A 17,706-nucleotide genomic window follows, 5' to 3' on the forward strand; every position below is an offset into this window, starting at 1 on the left:
GCCGGTCTTTTCACAGATGCAGATGGAAGAGTTTGCTGACGATCATCCAGCGGCCGTCGATCTTCAGCAGCGAGAGATAGTCGGTAAAGCGCATTCCGGCGAAATCGTCGGTCACCTTGACGCTTGCCGCATCGCCTTCGACATCGACGCTCTGGATATCCATGTAGGGCTGCGTGCCGGGCGGCGCCGGCTCCTCCGCCAGGATCGCAGCGATGAACTCGTCCCGCGTCAGCCATTCGACGGCATTCTCATAATGACCGATGATCGCGCTTTGCGGATGAAAGGCCTTTTTCAAGGCTGCCTCATTGGCGAAGGCCATGCCTTCGACATAGAGATGAACCGTCTGTTCGACTGCCTGCCTGTCCGACATGTTTTCATCCCGTTCTCCGAGATGGCGTTAGATAGTTTCGCCAGTCCCGAAGACAAGCCCGGCCGGTTGCATCAGGCCGGGCTTGCCCGCTCACAGGTTCGTCATCGCAAGCGAGGCGTCCGAATAACGTTTGCCGGCAACCTGCCCGGCCGGGATGATCTCTTCAAGCCGCGCAAGTTCCGCCGGGCTGAGCACGATATCGGCGGCCGCGGCGTTCTGTTCGAGATGGTGAAGCTTGCGGGCGCCGGGGATCGGCACGATGTCGTCGCCCCGGCTCAACACCCAGGCCAGCGCCAGTTGCGCCGCCGTCACGCCCTTTTCGCCGGCAAGCCGCTCGAGTGTTGCGACGAGGGCGGCATTGGCGTCGAAATTTTCCGCCTGGAAGCGCGGCACCTGGCGGCGGAAATCGTCGGCGTCGAGATCCTCCGCCTTGCGGATCGCCCCGGTCAGGAAGCCGCGGCCAAGCGGGCTGTAGGGCACGAAGCCGATGCCGAGTTCGCGGCATGTCGCAAGCACCTCCTCTTCGGGATCGCGCGTCCAGAGCGAATATTCGCTCTGCAGGGCGGCGATCGGATGGACCGCATGGGCGCGGCGGATGGTGGCACTGCCGGCGTCCGAAAGCCCGAGGGCGCGGACCTTGCCTTCCCTGACCAGTTCCGCCATGGCGCCGACGGTCTCCTCGATCGGCACGTTGGGGTCGACCCGGTGCTGGTAGAGGAGGTCGATGGTCTCGATGCCGAGGCGTTTCAGCGAGGCTTCCGCCACCGCCCGCACATGCTCGGGGCGGCTGTCGACGCCGGTGATGGCGGCGGTGCCCGGCTTGCTGGCATCGATCTCGAAGCCGAATTTGGTGGCGATCACCACGCGGTCGCGGAACGGCTTCAGCGCTTTGCCGAGAAGAACCTCGTTGGTAAAGGGGCCGTAGACCTCGGCGGTGTCGAAGAAGGTGACGCCGAGATCGATGGCGCGATGCAGCGTCCGGATCGATTCCGCATCGTCGCTGGCGCCATAGGCAAAGCTCATGCCCATGCAGCCAAGGCCGACGGCAGAGACCGTCAGTTCGTTTCCGAGTTTCCGGGTTTTCATGATGCGCTCCTTTTGAGCTGATTGTGAACCGCTTGATCGCTTGCGGTACGGGCAGACCATATTCCCGGCGCATCAATCAGAAAATACATGCAGTTTCTAACAGGCTGTTCTATCATTTCGATCAATGAACCGAACACAGCTCTCGCAACTCGCCGTTCTCGCCGCCGTCTCCGAACATCGCAGCTTCCGGGCCGCGGCGAAGGAACTCCTCGTCGCGCCCTCGGCCGTCAGCCATGCGATCTCCAGCCTCGAGGAAAGTCTGGGTGTCAGGCTTCTGGCGCGCACCACCCGCAGCGTCGCGCCGACCGAGGAGGGTCGCCTGCTGCTCGAAAGACTGCGGCCGGCGCTCGAAGAGATCGGCATTGCCTTGGAGGCCGTCCGCGACACGCGCGGCAAGCCCGCCGGAAATCTGCGCATCACTGCACCGCGTTTCGCCTCCGATATCCTGCTTGCCCCTCGCCTCGGCGACTTCCTCAACCTTTATCCCGATATCACTTTGGAGATCGCCAACGAGGACGGCTTCACCGATATCGTCAAGGAGGGTTTCGATGCCGGCATCCGGCTGGAGGAGAGCCTGGAGGCCGATATGATCGCGGTCAGGATCTCGCCCCATCTGACGACGGTGATTGCCGCTTCGCCCGATTATTTCGAGTGCTATCCGAAACCGGAGCACCCGCGCGATCTCGTCCGTCACCGCTGCATCAAGCGGCGCTTCACCAACGGCTCGATCTATCGCTGGGAATTCGAAAAGGACGGGCAGGAACTGGTCGTTTCGGTCGACGGGCCGCTGATCGTCAGTGAGGATCGCCTCGCCTTGCTGGCAGCGCTGAACGGCGCCGGCCTTGCCTATCTCTTCGACATGCGGGTGCACGCCGAACTGGCGACCGGCAGGCTGGTGCGGGTGCTGGAGGATTGGTGCGCGCCCTATCCCGGCCCGTTTATCTACTATCCCACCCGGCGGCAGATGCGCCCGGCACTGCGCGCTTTCATCGATTTCTTCAGATATGCCGAGAAGGATTCGGGCGGCCGATAAATATTGGGACAGCCGCCCGTTGCCATCATGTCATCAGGCCGCTTTCGCCTTCTGGTTTGCTGCTGTCGTGGCGAGCTGGGAGAGGGTCTTGTCGGTGGCCGTTTCTTCCTGCAGAGTCTGGTCGAGCAGGCGGACGGCATCCTTGAGGCCGAGCGTCGCGGCCCAGGTCTTCAGCGTGCCGTAGCGGGCGATTTCATAGTGTTCGACGGCCTGGGCAGCCGAGATCAGACCGGCATCGAGGGCCGATGTGCCCTTGAATTCCTCCATGATTTCTTCGCCCTCGGCCAGAATGCCCTGGATCGCCTCGCAGGTCTTGCCCTGTGCGCGTTTGCCGATCAGTTCGAAAACCTGCTGCAGCCGCTCGACCTGAGCTTCGGTTTCCTCCCGGTGTTTTTCGAAGCCCGCCTTCAGTTCGGTGGATTGTGCGGCGCGCGCCATCTTCGGCAGGGCGCGCAAAATCTGCCGTTCGGCAAAGTAGATGTCCTTGAGTGTGTCGTGGAATAGATCTTCCAACGTCTTTTCCTTGGCCATTTTCTCGATCCTTGTTTTGGGAAAAACCGCGAATGCGGCGACACATTAAGAAGCGAGGATCGCGCTAATTGTTCCCGATCGATTTCGGGTGGACTGGAAAAGGGCTCCAGGCGATGATTCCGGCCATCGGTATGGGAGGAAGATAACGTCATGCGAAAGCCGGGTTCGATGAAGGGGCTGGAAGATCTTGGCCGCGTCAGGCTGTCGCAAAACTTCTTCCTCCGCGATTTCCTGCACTCCGAAATCGCCGATTTCTACCGCATCCCCAACATCCCCGAGGATCCCGATCTGGCGATCGAGGTAGGCAAGAGGCTCTGCGAGGAATTGCTGGAGCCGCTGCAGGCGACGTTCGGGCGCCTGCATATCCGCTCCGGCTATCGCTCGCCGGGGGTGAACAGGTTTGGCAACGAGAACAATCTGAACTGCTCGACCAATGCCGCCACATCAGCGCATCACATCTGGGATATGAGGGATTTTGACGGCTGCATGGGTGCTGCGGTCTGCATTGTCGTGCCATGGATGCTCGACCGCTACAGCGATGAAAGCGACTGGCAGCGGCTCGCCTGGTGGATTCACGACCACCTGCCTTATGCCTCACTCTGCTTCTTCCCGAAGCTCTGGGCCTTCAATATCCAGTGGCACGAACGCCCGAAGCGGGTGATCCAGAGTTATGTCAGGCCACGCGGCATCCTCACCAAACCGGGCATGGCCAATTGGGAAGGCGATCACGCCGCTGTCTACGAAGGTTTTCCCCCGCTCAGAAACTGATGCCCCGCTCAGAAACTGATGCGGTAGCGGATGTGGCCGTCGCTTTCGACATAGCTGTCGTAGAGTGCCCGCGCCGTCTTGTTCTGCTCGCTCGTATGCCAGTAGAGCCGCGACCAGCCCTTGTCTTTGGAGGTGGCGATGAGATCGTCGATCAGCGCCCGCCCGACGCCCCTGCCGCGCGCATCGGCATCGACGAACAGGTCTTCGAGATAGCAGTCTCTGCCGCGGATCCACGTGCCCTCATGCGTGAGATAGAGTGCAAAGCCCATCATCCTGCCATCGACCTCGGCGACGCGCATCGAAATTGCCGACGCCGGATCGAAGACCCGCCGCCATGTCTGATCGGTGATATCGGCATCGATCGTGACGTCGTAAAAGGCGAGATAGGCCGCCCAGAGCTCGCGCCAACGGGCTTCGTCCTCGGGGCGGGCATCGCGTATGGTCGCGGTCATAGGCGCTCCCTTTCTTCAGCCGCCGGCTTCGTCGAGCAGCGCCATCGCAGCATCGGAAAGCGCCAGTGTCGCCGATTTCACCAGGCTTTCAAGCTGCGAAAGGCTGGTGGCGCTGGCGATCGGTGCCGTCACGCCCTTCTTGCGCAGCAGCCAGGCGAGCGAAATTTCCGCCGGGCTGGCGCCGGTCTCGGTCGAAACCTTGTCGAGCGCGGCCAGGATGCGCAGGCCCTTGGCGTCGAGATAATTCGAAACCCGGCCCTCGCGTGCGCGGCCTTCCGTATCGGCCTTGCTGCGGTATTTACCGGTGAGAAAGCCGGCGGCGAGGCTGAAATAGGTGATGACGCCGATATCCTGGGCGATGCAGAGCGCGGCGAGTGGCCCTTCGAAGCTTGCGCGCTCATAGAGATTATATTCCGGCTGCAGGACGTCGTAACGCGGCAGGCCGGCCTTTTCGGCCGCGTCGAAGGTCGCCTGGATCAACTTTGCATCATAATTCGAGCAGCCGATGGCGCGGATCTTGCCCTGCTGCTTCAGCTTGGCATAGGCGCCGAGCGTTTCCTCATGCGGCGTATCGGCATCCGGCCCATGCGAGAGATAGAGGTCGATATAGTCCGTCTGCAGCCGGCGCAGCGAATCCTCGACCGCCTTCAGGATATAGGTCTCCTTCAGCGTCTTTCCCTGTCCCATGTCGGAGCCGACCTTGGTGACGATGACGGCCTTGTCGCGGGAAACCCTTGCCTGCCTCAGCCAGCGCCCGATGATTTCCTCGGAATCGCCGCCCTTGTTGCCCGGAACCCATGCGGAATAGACATCGGCCGTATCGATCGTGTTCAGGCCCGCATCGAAGAAGGCGTCGAGAATGGCAAAGGATGTTTTCTCGTCGGCCGTCCAGCCGAAGACATTGCCGCCGATGACGATCGGTGCGACCGAAAGACCTGTTTTTCCAAGCCGGCGCATTTCCATGACGCTCTCCAGTAAGGTGATGTGATTGAAATCGCGGATACGGCAGAACGCCGCCCTCGCCCAAACTTAGCGCGATCGGCGCGTGAGGAAAGGCAAACTTCCGTGATTTGAGGTCTCGCCATTGCGCCGCAGCGAAGGCCTGCATATGGTTCGCCGAAATCAGTTCTGGGAGGCTTGGATCATGCTGCGTTTCGGTATCATTTCAACGGCGAGGATCGGCCGCGACAATGTCATTCCCGCGATCCAGGATGCGGAGAATTGCGTCGTTACGGCGATTGCGAGCCGTGATCTCACGCGCGCAAGGGAGGTGGCCGACCGCTTCTCCGTGCCGCATGCCTTCGGCTCCTACGAGGAGATGCTGGCCTCCGACGTCATCGACGCCGTCTACATCCCGCTGCCGACCTCGCAGCACATCGAATGGTCGATCAAAGCCGCCGATGCCGGCAAGCACGTGCTCTGCGAAAAGCCCATAGCGCTGAAAGCCGGCGATATCGACGAGGTGATCGCCGCCCGAGACCGTAACCGGGTGGTGATCACCGAAGCCTATATGATCACCTATTCCCCGGTCTGGCAGAAGGTGCGCTCGCTGATCGCCGAGGGCGCGATCGGTTCGCTCCGCCATGTGCAGGGCGCCTTCACCTATTTCAACCGCGACCCCGCCAATATGCGCAACGTTCCCGAGCTCGGCGGCGGCGGCCTGCCCGATATCGGCGTCTATCCCGTCATGGGCACGCGTTTTTCCACCGGCAAGGAGCCGCTCAGGATCCAGGCGGTCACCGAGCGCGATGCGGATTTCGGCACGGACATCTATTCGAGCGTCAAGGCCGATTTCGGCGATTTCGATCTGAGCTTCTATATCTCGACGCAGATGGCCAACCGCCAGGTCATGGTCTTCCACGGCACCGACGGCTACATCGAGGTCAAGTCGCCGTTCAACGCCAATCGCTGGGGGCCTGAGGAGATCGAGCTTGCCAACCGCAGCCACACCGAATCGCGCATCTTCCGCTTCCAGGACAGCCGCCAGTACAGGCGGGAGGTCGAGGCCTTCGCCCGGGCGGTGACGAACGGCAAGGAAGAGATCGTCACGCTCGAAAATTCGAAGCTGAACCAGAAGGTGATCGACGCGATCTACCGGGCCAGCGAGAAGGATGGCTGGGAAGCAGTTTAGCGCATAACCCCGAAAATCGAGATCGATTTTCGGAAAGGATTATGCGCCAATTTAAAGTGTCAGAGCGTCCTTTGCGCGTCCTCTTGGACGCGCGGCGCTCTAGTCACTCAGCGCGGAAGACGAAGCGCGAATAGCCGAAGAAGCTGAAAACCATCGAGGCGGCGGTGGCGATCACCATCGCCGCAAGCGGCTGCAGGGATGGCAGCGACAGCAGAAGCGCGGAATAGAGCCCGTAATTGACGAGCGCTGCCGTCACTCCGACCGAACCGTAGCGGAAGCCTTCGGCGGCAAGCGAATGGCCGGAGCGATCGAAGGTGAAGGTCCGGTTGAAAGCCCAGGTCGCTGCCATGGCGAAGGCGATCGCAATGAGCCGCGCCAGAAAAGGCCCGAGCGGCGTCAGATGGAGCAGCGCCGACAGGGTGCCGGCATCGACGACGAAGCCAATGCCGCCGGCAATCGCGAAGCGGATGAGCTTTCTCATGCCGCATCCGCCTTACCGAGGCCGGCGCGCGATACCGGCGCGGCGTCGCTCAGCGGCGTCTTCATCGCGTTCGGCGTCTCCAGGCCCATATAATGGATACGAAGCTGTTCGGCGCGGGCGCGGGCCACGGAATCCAGGATGACGCCGGCGGTGAACAGCATGAAGGAGATCATCATCAGCGCCGTCGACAGCACCCAGGTCGGCATGCGGCTGACGAGACCCGTCTGGAAATATTCCGCCAGCACCGGCGCCATGAAGCCGAGGCTCGCCAGCATGAAGGTGGCGCTGATCGCGCTGAAGAAGGCGAAGGGCCGGGTTTCCTTCATCAGCATCGCGAACATCCAGAGGATCTTGGCGCCGTCGCGGAAGGTCGACAGTTTGGAATGCGAACCTTCCGGCCGGCGGCCATAGTCGAGTTCCAGTTCGCTGACGGGCAGCTTCAGCCGGGAGGCATGCACGGACATTTCGGTTTCGATCTCGAAGCCGCCGGATACCGCCGGGAAGCTCTTGACGAAGCGGCGCGAAAAGGCGCGGTAGCCGGAAAAGATATCGGTGAAGTCGGGTCCGAAGATCGTCCTGTAGAGCAGGTTGAAAAGCCGGTTGCCGAGAGCATGGCCCTGACGGCCGGCATCGTCGTGCACGCCGCGCCGGGTGCCGACCACCATGTCGGCGCGCTCGGTCAGCAGCGTGCGCACCAGTTCTTCGGCATCATCAGGCGTATAGGTCCCGTCGCCGTCGGCGATGATGTAGATGTCGGCCTCGATATCGGCGAACATGCGGCGCACGACATGGCCCTTGCCCTGGCGCCGCTCGCGCACGACATGCGCCCCGGCAAGCATTGCCTGCAGCGCGGTGCCGTCGGTGGAATTGTTGTCGTAGACGTGGATCGCGGCATCCGGCAGCGTTGTCCGGAAGCCCCGGACGACAGGGCCGATCGTCGCGGCTTCATTATAGCAGGGAAGCAGGACGGCAATATTCAGATTGTCGGTACGCGATCGGGCCATGACTCTACTCGTTACACTTAAAAGCCGCGCTCAGCCTAAATCATCCGGCGTTAATAAGACCCTATGACGCAGGCAAAATCGGCGGCCGTCGCAACGGCTTTACACTTTCTTGATCGGCGGCGGCTAAGCTTGCCCCATCCGGAAACGAACCGCTAACCACAATGAACGCTGTGCAGCCGATCACCCATGCATCATCCGCGATCGACACCCCTCGGGGCAGGATACGCGACGTGCTGACGCGTCTCTGGCCAACTGTCATCGCCTACAGCGTCATTTTCGCCGCCGTCATTCTCGTCACCAGGCTTTCCGGCGCCACCGATTATGTCGGCCCGGACAATGACGACGGAATGCGTCTCGTCGAGGTTCGCGATTTTCTCGCCGGGCAGGGCTGGTTCGATCTGATGCAATACCGGCTCGGTCTCGCCGGCGGCACGCTGATGCACTGGTCACGGCTGATCGATCTGCCGATCGCCTCGCTGATCTGGTTCTTCGGTCTGTTTGCACCCCGCGAGACGGCCGAGGCGCTGGCGCTCGCTGTTTGGCCGGTATCGCTCATCCTGCCCGCCATGCTCGCCATGGCCGTGGCCGGTCGGCGCATCGGCGGTGTCGCCGGCATGCACATCAGCCTCGGTTTGACCGGCCTTGTCATCTACGCCGGCAACCGTTTCGCGCCGGGCGCCATCGATCATCACAATGCGCAGCTGGCGCTGGTCGCGACGATGATAGCGATGCTGCTGGATCCCGAGCGTCGCGCCTGGAGCTACGCGGTCGCCGGCGTCGCGGCAGCCATCGCCATTGCCATCGGCGCCGAGACGACCCCCTTTGTCGCCGCCGTCTGCCTGACCGTCGCTCTGCTCTGGGCCTGGGAGGGCGAAGATTTTGCCGCTGCTGCGAAGGCCTTCGGGCTGGCTTTGGCGCTGGCGATCAGCGTCCTGTTCTTCGCAACGGTACCGCCCCGGCTTTATTCGATGGTCACCTGCGACAATCTCTCGCTCGGCTATTACAGCCTGGCGGCGATCGGCGGCGGTTTGCTGTTGTTTTCGGCGGTTTTTGCCAGCCGCCTCACCCGTCCCTTGCGTTTTGCAGCGCTCGCCGTCGTCGGCGCCGGTGTTTTCGGTTCGGCGATCGTGATCGCACCGCAATGCCTGAGCGATCCGCTGGCCAGTCTCGATCCGATGCTGGTCGAGCTCTGGCTGAAGAATGTTTCGGAAGCGCAGTCGGTTTTCGTCCTCGGGCGCACCGATCCTTTCTCTCTCGGCGCCTTCTATGCGGCCGGCCTCTTCGGCATCGCCGTCTGCATCTTCCGCATCGTTCAGCGTGACCGCGTGCAAATCCATCTGGTCCTGCTCCTGCTGCTGACGACGAGCTGGGCAATCGCGTTGGTCCAGGTGCGCGGCGCGACCTTCTCGAACCTCATCTCCATCCTGCCGCTTGCGCTGCTGATCATCGATATCAGGCGCATTTCGAACGGCGACAGCGAGAATGTCGCCGCCGCCTTCGTCTACATCGTGACCGTGCTCGCAAGTGTTCCGGCCGCCTGGGCCGTCGGCGGCGGGCTTATCTCGATGCAGACGGAGAATGCCGCGCAGAAGAAGACGGCCGAGCCGGCAAAAAAGAGTTCCTGCACATCGCAGGAGGCGCTGGCCCCGCTGGCCGGGCTTCCGGCCGGGCTGGTCTCCGCACCATCGGAAATGGGCGTCCCCATCCTCCGCTTCACCCAGAACCGGGTTCTCTCGGCGCCCTATCATCGCAATCAGGGCGGCATGCTGACGGAGCTGCATATCGGCCTGGCGGAGCCGCAGGAGGCGGAAGCTTTCTTGACGGGGGCTGGGGTGACCGTGCTAGCCTTCTGCCTCAAGGACCCGCAGACGCGCGAGATCGCCAAGCTGAAGCCGGATGGGCTCTATGCTGCGCTCGGCAAAGGCAATATCCCGCCCTATCTGGAACCGCTGCCGAAACCGGCCGACGCAGGCGTGCAGTTCTTTCGCTATCGGCCGACGACGAATTGACGCCGGCTGTTTTCAGCATGGACGATAGTTAGTTCGAGACGCGCATGGCGCGACGAAGGCGCTGATTGGCATAGAGGCCAAGCACGAAGAGCATGAGGCCGCCATTAAAGCCGAGCACGGCATAGACGAATGCCAGAATGGACACCGGACCGGGCGAGGTTATCGCCGCCAGCGCGAATGTCATTCCGATCAGCGCCGCGATCAACGCGATTGCGCTGGCCGAGCGCGTTTGCCCGGCGCTGATGCCCAATGCTGCTGCTGTGAGAATAATCATTTCAGCACCTTCCCAGAGATAACGAGGGGAAGAATAGGAAGCGCCAACTAACAAAGATTTACCGGCGATCTTGCCCGAAAAGCCTTTGTATTGCGGTGGTTAGCAATCCCTTTCGGGTAAAACGCGAATTGTACCTATCCGTTCCGCAACAAAACGGATTTATCGCATTCGGTGTCGGCCGCCATCGCGGCCGAACTCAGCGGAACGGCGATGACGTCGGCCCGTTGCCGAGTTCAAAGCCGGGAAAACGGCCTCTGCATCGATGCCGAGCTTCCCGTTTGCTGCTGATCGACATAAAAAGGTGAGATGAGCAACGTCTTCGACGGCGATTCGCCGACCAACCTTGCCGAGTATTCGGTTTCGGAGCTTTCCGGCTCGATCAAGCGCACCGTCGAAACCGCCTTCGACCAGGTTCGTGTGCGCGGCGAAATCTCCGGCTATCGCGGGCCGCATTCTTCGGGTCATGCCTATTTCGCGTTGAAGGACGACCGCGCCCGCATCGACGCCGTCATCTGGAAGGGCACCTTCTCGCGGCTGAAGTTCCGTCCGGAAGAGGGCATGGAGGTCATCGCCACGGGCAAGGTCACCACCTTTCCGGGTTCTTCGAAATATCAGATCGTTATTGAGACGCTGGAGCCGGCCGGTGCCGGCGCGCTGATGGCGCTGATCGAGGAGCGCAAGCGCAAGCTGGGCGCCGAGGGCCTGTTCGATGCCGCCCGCAAGAAGCGGCTGCCCTTCATGCCGAGGGTTATCGGCGTCGTCACGTCGCCGACCGGGGCGGTCATCCGCGATATCCTTCACCGCATCTCCGATCGTTTTCCCGTACATGTCCTCGTCTGGCCGGTGAAGGTACAGGGCGAGGGGTCCGGCGAGGAGGTGGCGAACGCCATCCGCGGGTTCAATGCGCTGGAGCCGGCAGGTACCATTGAGCGCCCCGATGTGCTGATCGTCGCGCGCGGCGGCGGCAGCCTGGAAGATCTTTGGAGTTTCAACGACGAAATCGTCGTGCGTGCTGCGGCCGAAAGCCGGATACCGCTGATCTCGGCCGTCGGCCATGAGACCGACTGGACGCTGATCGACTATGCCGCCGATGTCCGCGCCCCGACGCCGACCGGTGCCGCGGAAATGGCGGTGCCGGTCAAGGCGGAGCTCGAGGCGCAGGCCGCCGCTCTCGCCGCACGCCTGCAAGGCTGCATGAACCGGCAGATGGATCAACGCCGTCAGTCCGTCCGTGCCCTGATGCGGGCATTGCCGTCGCTCGATCAGCTTCTCGCCTTGCCGCGCCGGCGTTTCGACGAAGCGGCTGCCGGCCTTGGCCGCGGGCTGGAACTCAACACCATCAACAAGCGCCGCGGCTTCGAGCGCGTCGCCGCGCATCTGCGCCCCGATGTGCTCTCCAATCGCATCGCCGAACGCCGCCAGACGCTGAACGAGCGGATCGTGCGGGCCGAGCGTATGGTCGAACGGCTGCTCGACCGTTCGAAATCGCGCGTTGAGCGCGCCGAAGCAATCCTCGCCTCGCTGCCTGCCCGGCTGAAGACCCAGACCGACCGCGGCCGCGAACGGCTCGGCAATCTTTCGCGCCATGCCGATACGGCGATCCGTCATCAGCTGACCCGTGCGCGCGCCGAGCTTTCTTCGCAGGACCGCGTGCTGCAGTCGCTCTCCTACAAGAATGTGCTGAAGCGCGGTTACGCCGTCATTCGCGATGAGGATAACAGGCCGGTCTCGCAGGCTGCTCAAATTTCCGCCGGCATGGGCATCGCCATCGAATTCGCCGACGGTCGCGTCGGCGCCATGACCACGGAAGGCGGCACACCGCCGGCCGGTGCCAAGAAGCGCAGCGCAAAACCCGCAGAACCGCAGAAACAGGGAAGCCTGTTCTGACGATGCGGATCCTGCTGGTGCTTGCCCACCCATTGCCGGACAGTTTTGCCGCCTCCGTGGCGCGCACCGCCCGCCAAGCATTGGAAGCCGCCGGGCATGCCGTCGATTTGCTCGATCTCTACGCCGAGAATTTCGATCCGCGTTTGTCCGAGACCGAGCGCCGCGGCTATTTCGACGTGCCCTACGATAGTTCAGCCGTGGCCGGCATCGTGGACCGACTGAAGGCCGCCGACGGCCTCGTTCTCGTTTTTCCGCAATGGTGGTTCAATTTCCCTGCTGTCCTGAAGGGCTTCTTCGATCGCATCTTTGCGCCGGGGGTCGCCTTCACCCATGATGCCGGCGGTGGCCGTATCGTGCCGCAGCTGACCAATATCAGGCTGCTCTACGCGCTGACGACGACAGGTTCGCCCTGGTGGCTGGTGCGTCTCTATATGGGCGATCCGGTGCGCCGGCTGTTGAAGCGCGGCATCGCCGCCTTCTGCTCGAAGCGGTTGAATTTCCGGATGCTCAGCCTGCACGACATGGACCGCGCCACCGATGCAAAGCGGACGGCGCATCTCGATCGCGTGCGCAAGCTGCTATCGGCGATCCGATGACTCGGCGTCCGAAAGGAACTTGCGCGGCAGGCACCGTCGCGAGCCCTTTCCGTCAGCGTGATGAGCACGGTCCTGCGGCCAGCGCTTCATACAGTCAGCGTAGGATGACGCCGCTCAGGCCCATTCGCCCTGCCGCATCACCGGAACCCGCGAACCATCCGGCTTGATCCCGTCGATATCGACCTTGCCGGAGCCGATCATCCAGTCGATATGGATCAGGCTGGAATTGCCGCCCTGCGCCTTGATCTGCTCCTGGCTGAGCGTCGCACCGTCCAGGAAGCATTTGGAATAGCACTGGCCGAGCGCGATGTGGCACGAGGCGTTTTCGTCGAACAGGGTGTTGTAGAACAGGATGCCGCTGGCCGAGATCGGCGAGGAATGCGGCACCAGCGCCACTTCGCCGAGCCGGCGCGCGCCCTCGTCGGTATCGAGCACCTTGTTCAACACCTCCTCGCCACGCGATGCCTTGGCCTCGACGATCCGTCCGCCCTCGAAACGCACCTGAATATTGTCGATCAGCGTGCCCTGATGCGAAAGCGGCTTGGTGCTGGAAACATGGCCTTCGACGCGCAACGCATGGGGCGTGGTGAAGACTTCCTCGGTGGGGATGTTCGGATTGCAGGTAATGCCGTTCTTGGCGGTGGAAGCGCCGCCATGCCATTCATGCCCGTCGGCAAGGCCGACCGTCAGGTCCGTGCCGGGTCCTTGGAAATGCAGCGAGGCGAAACGTTCGCCGTTCAGCCAGGCGGAGCGCTTGGCGAGATTGGCATTGTGTTCGGCCCAGGCGGCGACCGGATCGCTGACATCGACGCGCGAGGCGGCAAAGATCGCCTTGGCAAGCTTGGCGATCGCGATCGGTTCCGGATCGCTGGGGAAGACCACCTTGGCCCAGGACGGGTTGGGATAGGAGACGATGTTCCAGTTGATGTCGAAATTCGAGATTTTTTCCAGCGCTGGCTTGTAGGCGGTGGAGTTGGCGCGATTGGCGCGGCCGACCTTGCCGGCATCCTGTTCGGAAAGCAGCATCGGATTGTCGCCGGCGACGGCAAGACGGGCCGCCCCGTTGGCATAGGCCTTGGCCATGCCCTCGTAGAGCCAGCCGGAAGCGCGGTCGAAGCTCTCGTCGCCGCCATATTGATAGCGCGCCAGCGTCGTTTCCTCGTCGGAATAGAAGGCGGTGACCAGCCCGGCGCCGGCCTGATAGGCGTGTTTGGTGATCAGGCGCACCAGCGGCAGCGCCACGACAGGCGCGGTGACCACCAGATCCTGACCCTTCTGCAGCTGCAGCCCGACCTTGACGGCGACTTCCGCAAGCTTTTCCAGCTTGTCGGGATCAACGGTGTTCTGGCTCTGGGGCATGAAAGTCATGGTTCAACCTGCCTTCTGTCATTAACGGTGAGAGGCTGGAAGACTTAGACCCGTTTGCGGCGAAAATGAAGCGTATCGCCGCTGAATTGCATGCGACCGGATATAGGTCCGGCCGCAGGGCGCGCTTCAGGCGGCCGCCTCCAGCCTGAGCAGGATCGAGTTATGCTTTTCGAGGAATTCGACCAGCCGCTGCGGGTAGTCCGCACTGACGGCGGCCTTGACGCTTGCCCGTTCGGACAGCGCCCTGCGCCAGCGCTTCACCCGCTCCAGCCCTTCGAAGATGCCGCTGTCGCCGAGCGTGTCGAAGAGATCGAAATAACGAAAGACCGGCGCGAACACGGCGTCGACCAGGCTGAAGCCGTTGCCGGCGAAATAAGGCCCGTCCGTCAGCACCGTCTCGATCGTCGCGAATTTGGCGATGAGCGCCTTCCGTTTGATCTCCAGCTGCGAGGCATCCTCGGCCGTTTCATAGCCCCAGAGATCGGAAAGCACGGACGAGCCGAATTCCATCCAGCCGCGATGGCGGGCACGCGTCAGCGCGTCTTTGGGATGCAAGGCGACGCCAATCTGCGTTTCCTCGAGATATTCGCAGATGACGCTGCTTTCGAACAGCACGGCCTCGCTGCCGTCCTCCTCTTCGATCCTGAGCAGCGGTACCTTTCCGAGCGGAGAGATCTTCAGGAACCAGTCCGGCTTGTCGGCAAGATCGATGTTGATGCGTTCGAAGGGCACGCCCTTTTCGAGAAGCGCGATCGCGGCACGCTGCACATAGGGGCAGAGGTGATGGCTGACGAGAGTAAGCTTGCTCATGGCGGTCTCCACGGGATGATAATAGATGTAATTGCATGTAATATCACTTGCGGCTGAATTCAAGGTAGATGTAATTGCATTTATGTCCGAAAAAACGCCGAATCCGAGCGAAGCTGTCACCTCTGCCTGGACGAGCATCATGCGCGCCCGCGAGCGCTTGCTTGGCGCGATTGAAGCCGACCTGAAAGCGGCAGGCCTCCCGCCGCTTGCCTGGTACGACGTGCTGTGGGAATTGGCGCGCTCGGAAGACGGCAGGCTGCGCCCCTACGAGATCGAGGAGCGGACCTTGCTGGCGCAGTATAATCTTTCCCGGCTGATCGACCGGCTGGAAAAAGAGGGCCTGGTCCGGCGCGAAACCTTCGCCAGTGATGGCCGCGGCCGCTGGGTGGTGATGACGGATGCCGGCCGAACGCTTCGCGAGCGCATGTGGATCGTCTACGCCAGATCGATCGAGACCCATATCGGCTGCAGGCTTGCCGAAAGCGAGGCGAAGACGATCGCCGGCCTGCTCGACCGCTTCTTATAGTTTCAATCGCAAGAGCATCGGCATCCTGTTCTGATCAGGCAATCAGCGGCGCGGCGACGGCCTTCAGCACCGTCAACGCATTCTTCGGATCGAGCCGCACCTGCAGCCCGCGCTGCCCGCCATTGATGAAGACCAGCGGCTCGGCAAGGGCGGCTTCCTCGATCGCCGTCGGCACCGCCTTCTTCTGGCCGAACGGGCTGATGCCGCCGACATGATAACCCGTCAGCCGTTCGGCATCGGCGGGCTTCATCATGTTGGCCGATTTGCCGTGAAAGGCGCTGGCGAGCTTCTTCATGCTGACCTCGCGGTCCGACGGCACGACGACGCAGACCGGTTTGCCGTCCACCTCTGCCATCAGCGTCTTCAGCACCCGGTGCGGCGCCTCGCCGAGCGCTTCGGCCGCCTGCAGCCCGACGCGCTCGGCATTGGGATCGTAATCATAGGCATGGACCGTGAAGGCGATACCTGCCTGCGAAAGAAGCTGTGTCGCGCGCGTGGTCTTGGACATCTCTCCCCCTGAGCTCAGCGAGCCGCCTGTCAGCCGCCGAACGTACCGGCGTAAATCTCCGGCTTGAAGCCGATCAGCAGCTTGCCTCTAGCCTCCAGCACCGGTCGCTTGATCATCGACGACTGGTCGAGCATCAGGGCGATCGCCTTTTCCCGGGTCAGGTTCTCACGCTCGGCATCGGGCAGTTTGCGGAAGGTGGTGCCGGCGCGGTTGAGCACGGTGTCGAGGCCGGCCTGGTCGATCCAGGCTTCGAGATGGGCACGGTCGATACCGAGCGCCTTATAATCGTGAAATTCGTAGGCGACGCTATGTTCTTCCAGCCAGCTGCGGGCCTTTTTCATCGTGTCGCAATTCTTGATGCCATAGATGGTGACGGCCATGCCCGATCTATCTCCCTGTGATGACAGCGAGATAACATGCAGGCCGGCCGGCGCAAACGCCGTGCGACGTTTTATCCCCTGCGCGCCGATGGTTACCGCTGGCAAAACCCCCGCTCAATTTTCCAGCGCCCCGGCCTTGCGCGACGCCTGGCTGGGGCTCTCGCAGGCGATCTTCATCAGGTCGCCGCGCCGCCGCACCAGCCGGTCGGATGTTCGGGTCAGGATCAGCCCGTCCTGCGGCGCGGTGAGCTCGATGCTGCCGCCCGGCTGCCCCGGCCGGGTGACGATCGTCGCAAGACGATCGCCTTCCGCAACCCTCTCGCCGATATTGCGATGGAAGAGCACGGCGCCACCTTCTCCAGCGCGAATGATCTCGACATTGTCGAGCGGCACGGCCGGCCCGTAAAACGTCGTTGACGCTTGCTTCCCGTCGCCGACGATCCCCCGTGCCTCCAGGAAGCGCCAGAGCCCGTCCGCATCCTTTTTCGCCAGCACCGGATCGACGTCGCGTTTGCCGCGCAGTTCGACGGTGACGGAGAGTTTGCCGGGCAATCGGGAGCGGCGCTCGCCGGGGACTTCATATTTCCATGCAAAGCCGACGGCCTCCTCGAAGGCCGAGCTTTCGCCATCCGAAAGCAGCACGGCCTCCATGTCGAGCGCGCTGGCGAGATCGGCCGCCTCAGGCCAGAAGGCCTCGTCGATATAGGCATATTGCAGGGATTCGTCGTCGCAATGCAGGTCGAGCACGAGATCGGCCCCGAGCGCCATATGCAGCAACTGCCGCTTCAATCTGTCGGTAGCCGGGGTGTCATCGAGGTCCTCGATCAGTGAGGCCCGATCGACAAGGGAGATCAGCGGGAAATCCCGGTTGAAATTGGTGCGCGAGCCCAGGTCGAAACGGCCCTGCAATTCGCCGAAATGCGACTGCGCCGCACCGATCGGATTGGCCTGCGGCACGATGGTGATATCGCCGGCGATCCCGCCCTGGCTTTCCGCCTGCCGCAGCCGCTCGCAGAGGAAATGCAGCAGCACCGTTCCAGGCAGCTCCCCGGCATGCAGGGCCGCCTGGATATAGATCTTGGGCGCCTCCGGATCGTGGCCCGCAAAGCGCAGCACCGGCAGCCGCCATTCGGTCCCCGGCGTATCGCCCGGGATGATGATCTCTGAAATGTCCATGCCGCTTTCGCTCCCGTTTGCGTCCATGCCGGAACAGGCCTTCAGAGCTTTATGCGCGGAAATCAGGCAAGCGCAAGCCGGAGCAGGGAAGACATCGTTGCCTCAGCCGAGCAATGGCCAGCGATCGATGATCCGATGTTCGGTTTTTCCGAGAACACTGTGGACGAGGAGAAATTCGGATGCCGTCCATGAAGCCGGAGTGTCGAGGGTCGCCGCCGGCACGGCCTTGCGGTCATAGAGCTGCGTCATATGCGGGGCCCGCATCTCAAGAACAGAAAGAGAACATAATGTCCCGATATGCTTGGCGTTAAATTCA

Annotated in this window: 20 protein-coding genes and 1 pseudogene; 7 read left to right on the forward strand and 14 right to left on the reverse strand. The window is 62.4% G+C overall.

The annotated features are described in order from the left end of the window. Positions 1-10: 10 nt before the first annotated feature. Together FHT79_RS15640 and FHT79_RS15645 are read right to left on the reverse strand one after the other, a co-directional pair. A complete protein-coding gene (locus FHT79_RS15640; RefSeq protein WP_028757866.1) occupies positions 11-370 on the reverse strand; it encodes a nuclear transport factor 2 family protein in 360 nt (119 codons plus the stop codon). 90 nt (positions 371-460) lie between these two features. After that, a complete protein-coding gene (locus FHT79_RS15645) occupies positions 461-1,456 on the reverse strand; it encodes an aldo/keto reductase (RefSeq protein WP_183903629.1) in 996 nt (331 codons plus the stop codon). Positions 1,457-1,580: 124 nt separating this feature from the next. Between FHT79_RS15645 and FHT79_RS15650 the strand changes: the two genes are divergently transcribed. Next, positions 1,581-2,489 (forward strand): LysR family transcriptional regulator, encoded by a 909-nt coding sequence (locus FHT79_RS15650; protein WP_028757864.1) that lies wholly within the window; start codon positions 1,581-1,583, stop codon positions 2,487-2,489. Positions 2,490-2,522: 33 nt separating this feature from the next. Here the strand turns inward: FHT79_RS15650 and FHT79_RS15655 are convergent, their stop codons facing one another. Further along, positions 2,523-3,020, reverse strand: a complete 498-nt coding sequence (locus tag FHT79_RS15655; RefSeq protein WP_028757863.1) for a ferritin-like domain-containing protein — start codon at positions 3,018-3,020, stop codon at positions 2,523-2,525. 150 nt (positions 3,021-3,170) lie between these two features. On the opposite strand from FHT79_RS15655, the gene FHT79_RS15660 reads away from it, so the two are divergent. After that, entirely contained in the window at positions 3,171-3,788 is a 618-nt protein-coding gene (locus tag FHT79_RS15660) for a hypothetical protein (protein ID WP_028757862.1), read from the forward strand. Positions 3,789-3,796: 8 nt separating this feature from the next. Here FHT79_RS15660 and FHT79_RS15665 read toward each other — a convergent pair whose 3' ends face one another. Together FHT79_RS15665 and FHT79_RS15670 are read right to left on the reverse strand one after the other, a co-directional pair. After that, positions 3,797-4,240, reverse strand: coding sequence for a GNAT family N-acetyltransferase (locus FHT79_RS15665; protein WP_028757861.1), 444 nt, complete (start codon positions 4,238-4,240; stop codon positions 3,797-3,799). A gap of 15 nt (positions 4,241-4,255) precedes the next feature. Further along, complete coding sequence (locus FHT79_RS15670; protein ID WP_028757860.1) at positions 4,256-5,203, reverse strand: aldo/keto reductase; 948 nt, start codon at positions 5,201-5,203, stop codon at positions 4,256-4,258. A gap of 181 nt (positions 5,204-5,384) precedes the next feature. Here FHT79_RS15670 and FHT79_RS15675 point away from each other — a divergent pair, with 181 nt between their 5' ends. After that, a complete protein-coding gene (locus tag FHT79_RS15675) occupies positions 5,385-6,371 on the forward strand; it encodes a Gfo/Idh/MocA family oxidoreductase (RefSeq protein ID WP_028757859.1) in 987 nt (328 codons plus the stop codon). 103 nt (positions 6,372-6,474) lie between these two features. Here FHT79_RS15675 and FHT79_RS15680 read toward each other — a convergent pair whose 3' ends face one another. Beyond that, positions 6,475-6,852, reverse strand: coding sequence for a GtrA family protein (locus tag FHT79_RS15680; RefSeq protein WP_028757858.1), 378 nt, complete (start codon positions 6,850-6,852; stop codon positions 6,475-6,477). Further along, complete coding sequence (locus FHT79_RS15685) at positions 6,849-7,856, reverse strand: glycosyltransferase (RefSeq protein WP_028757857.1); 1,008 nt, start codon at positions 7,854-7,856, stop codon at positions 6,849-6,851. The genes FHT79_RS15680 and FHT79_RS15685 overlap by 4 nt, the downstream gene beginning before the upstream one ends. Positions 7,857-8,017: 161 nt before the next feature. Between FHT79_RS15685 and FHT79_RS15690 the strand changes: the two genes are divergently transcribed. Beyond that, entirely contained in the window at positions 8,018-9,865 is a 1,848-nt protein-coding gene (locus tag FHT79_RS15690) for a hypothetical protein (protein WP_028757856.1), read from the forward strand. 28 nt (positions 9,866-9,893) lie between these two features. Here the strand turns inward: FHT79_RS15690 and FHT79_RS15695 are convergent, their stop codons facing one another. Continuing rightward, positions 9,894-10,139: a hypothetical protein gene (locus FHT79_RS15695; RefSeq protein WP_028757855.1), complete on the reverse strand. Its 246-nt coding sequence runs from the start codon at positions 10,137-10,139 to the stop codon at positions 9,894-9,896. 306 nt (positions 10,140-10,445) lie between these two features. Here FHT79_RS15695 and xseA point away from each other — a divergent pair, with 306 nt between their 5' ends. Together xseA and FHT79_RS15705 are read left to right on the forward strand one after the other, a co-directional pair. Continuing rightward, the gene (xseA, locus tag FHT79_RS15700) at positions 10,446-12,026 is read left to right on the forward strand and encodes an exodeoxyribonuclease VII large subunit (RefSeq protein WP_047617546.1); all 1,581 of its coding nucleotides are present in this window, start codon (positions 10,446-10,448) and stop codon (positions 12,024-12,026) included. 2 nt (positions 12,027-12,028) lie between these two features. After that, positions 12,029-12,622 carry an NAD(P)H-dependent oxidoreductase gene (locus tag FHT79_RS15705; protein ID WP_047617547.1) on the forward strand — a complete coding sequence of 198 codons (594 nt, stop codon included), beginning with the start codon at positions 12,029-12,031 and terminating at the stop codon, positions 12,620-12,622. 114 nt (positions 12,623-12,736) lie between these two features. On the opposite strand, the gene FHT79_RS15710 is transcribed toward FHT79_RS15705, so the two are convergent. Both FHT79_RS15710 and FHT79_RS15715 read right to left on the reverse strand, forming a co-directional pair. Continuing rightward, positions 12,737-13,990, reverse strand: coding sequence for an aminopeptidase (locus FHT79_RS15710; RefSeq protein ID WP_047617549.1), 1,254 nt, complete (start codon positions 13,988-13,990; stop codon positions 12,737-12,739). 126 nt (positions 13,991-14,116) lie between these two features. Then, positions 14,117-14,800 carry a glutathione S-transferase family protein gene (locus tag FHT79_RS15715; protein ID WP_048338486.1) on the reverse strand — a complete coding sequence of 228 codons (684 nt, stop codon included), beginning with the start codon at positions 14,798-14,800 and terminating at the stop codon, positions 14,117-14,119. Positions 14,801-14,882: 82 nt separating this feature from the next. Here FHT79_RS15715 and FHT79_RS15720 point away from each other — a divergent pair, with 82 nt between their 5' ends. Beyond that, on the forward strand, positions 14,883-15,326 hold the full coding sequence (locus tag FHT79_RS15720; RefSeq protein ID WP_047617550.1) for a helix-turn-helix domain-containing protein: 444 nt from the start codon (positions 14,883-14,885) through the stop codon (positions 15,324-15,326). Between the two features lie 34 nt (positions 15,327-15,360). Here the strand turns inward: FHT79_RS15720 and ybaK are convergent, their stop codons facing one another. The 4 genes and pseudogenes from ybaK to FHT79_RS15740 all read right to left on the reverse strand — a co-directional run. After that, complete coding sequence (gene ybaK / locus FHT79_RS15725; RefSeq protein WP_047617552.1) at positions 15,361-15,834, reverse strand: Cys-tRNA(Pro) deacylase; 474 nt, start codon at positions 15,832-15,834, stop codon at positions 15,361-15,363. Between the two features lie 29 nt (positions 15,835-15,863). Beyond that, positions 15,864-16,214, reverse strand: a complete 351-nt coding sequence (locus tag FHT79_RS15730) for an ArsC family reductase (RefSeq protein ID WP_028759217.1) — start codon at positions 16,212-16,214, stop codon at positions 15,864-15,866. A 114-nt stretch (positions 16,215-16,328) separates the two neighbouring features. Then, on the reverse strand, positions 16,329-17,390 hold the full coding sequence (locus FHT79_RS15735; protein ID WP_183903631.1) for a succinylglutamate desuccinylase/aspartoacylase family protein: 1,062 nt from the start codon (positions 17,388-17,390) through the stop codon (positions 16,329-16,331). 102 nt (positions 17,391-17,492) lie between these two features. Further along, a pseudogene (locus FHT79_RS15740) lies at positions 17,493-17,645 on the reverse strand (2'-5' RNA ligase); the annotation flags it as partial. Positions 17,646-17,706 lie beyond the last annotated feature (61 nt).

This window comes from Rhizobium sp. BK212 (assembly GCF_014197475.1).
Lineage (GTDB): Bacteria > Pseudomonadota > Alphaproteobacteria > Rhizobiales > Rhizobiaceae > Rhizobium > Rhizobium anhuiense.

Excerpts from the sequence above, each read along its gene's own strand:
- FHT79_RS15670 (WP_028757860.1), bottom strand. The coding sequence starts at position 5,203 with ATGGAAATGCGCCGGCTTGGAAAAACAGGTCTTTCGGTCGCACCGATC.
- FHT79_RS15675 (WP_028757859.1), top strand. The coding sequence starts at position 5,385 with ATGCTGCGTTTCGGTATCATTTCAACGGCGAGGATCGGCCGCGACAAT.
- FHT79_RS15705 (WP_047617547.1), top strand. The coding sequence starts at position 12,029 with ATGCGGATCCTGCTGGTGCTTGCCCACCCATTGCCGGACAGTTTTGCC.
- FHT79_RS15640 (WP_028757866.1), bottom strand. The coding sequence starts at position 370 with ATGTCGGACAGGCAGGCAGTCGAACAGACGGTTCATCTCTATGTCGAA.
- FHT79_RS15665 (WP_028757861.1), bottom strand. The coding sequence starts at position 4,240 with ATGACCGCGACCATACGCGATGCCCGCCCCGAGGACGAAGCCCGTTGG.
- FHT79_RS15715 (WP_048338486.1), bottom strand. The coding sequence starts at position 14,800 with ATGAGCAAGCTTACTCTCGTCAGCCATCACCTCTGCCCCTATGTGCAG.
- FHT79_RS15735 (WP_183903631.1), bottom strand. The coding sequence starts at position 17,390 with ATGGACATTTCAGAGATCATCATCCCGGGCGATACGCCGGGGACCGAA.
- FHT79_RS15645 (WP_183903629.1), bottom strand. The coding sequence starts at position 1,456 with ATGAAAACCCGGAAACTCGGAAACGAACTGACGGTCTCTGCCGTCGGC.
- FHT79_RS15650 (WP_028757864.1), top strand. The coding sequence starts at position 1,581 with ATGAACCGAACACAGCTCTCGCAACTCGCCGTTCTCGCCGCCGTCTCC.
- FHT79_RS15695 (WP_028757855.1), bottom strand. The coding sequence starts at position 10,139 with ATGATTATTCTCACAGCAGCAGCATTGGGCATCAGCGCCGGGCAAACG.
- xseA (WP_047617546.1), top strand. The coding sequence starts at position 10,446 with ATGAGCAACGTCTTCGACGGCGATTCGCCGACCAACCTTGCCGAGTAT.
- FHT79_RS15720 (WP_047617550.1), top strand. The coding sequence starts at position 14,883 with ATGTCCGAAAAAACGCCGAATCCGAGCGAAGCTGTCACCTCTGCCTGG.
- FHT79_RS15660 (WP_028757862.1), top strand. The coding sequence starts at position 3,171 with ATGCGAAAGCCGGGTTCGATGAAGGGGCTGGAAGATCTTGGCCGCGTC.
- FHT79_RS15655 (WP_028757863.1), bottom strand. The coding sequence starts at position 3,020 with ATGGCCAAGGAAAAGACGTTGGAAGATCTATTCCACGACACACTCAAG.
- ybaK (WP_047617552.1), bottom strand. The coding sequence starts at position 15,834 with ATGTCCAAGACCACGCGCGCGACACAGCTTCTTTCGCAGGCAGGTATC.
- FHT79_RS15690 (WP_028757856.1), top strand. The coding sequence starts at position 8,018 with ATGAACGCTGTGCAGCCGATCACCCATGCATCATCCGCGATCGACACC.
- FHT79_RS15710 (WP_047617549.1), bottom strand. The coding sequence starts at position 13,990 with ATGACTTTCATGCCCCAGAGCCAGAACACCGTTGATCCCGACAAGCTG.
- FHT79_RS15685 (WP_028757857.1), bottom strand. The coding sequence starts at position 7,856 with ATGGCCCGATCGCGTACCGACAATCTGAATATTGCCGTCCTGCTTCCC.
- FHT79_RS15680 (WP_028757858.1), bottom strand. The coding sequence starts at position 6,852 with ATGAGAAAGCTCATCCGCTTCGCGATTGCCGGCGGCATTGGCTTCGTC.
- FHT79_RS15730 (WP_028759217.1), bottom strand. The coding sequence starts at position 16,214 with ATGGCCGTCACCATCTATGGCATCAAGAATTGCGACACGATGAAAAAG.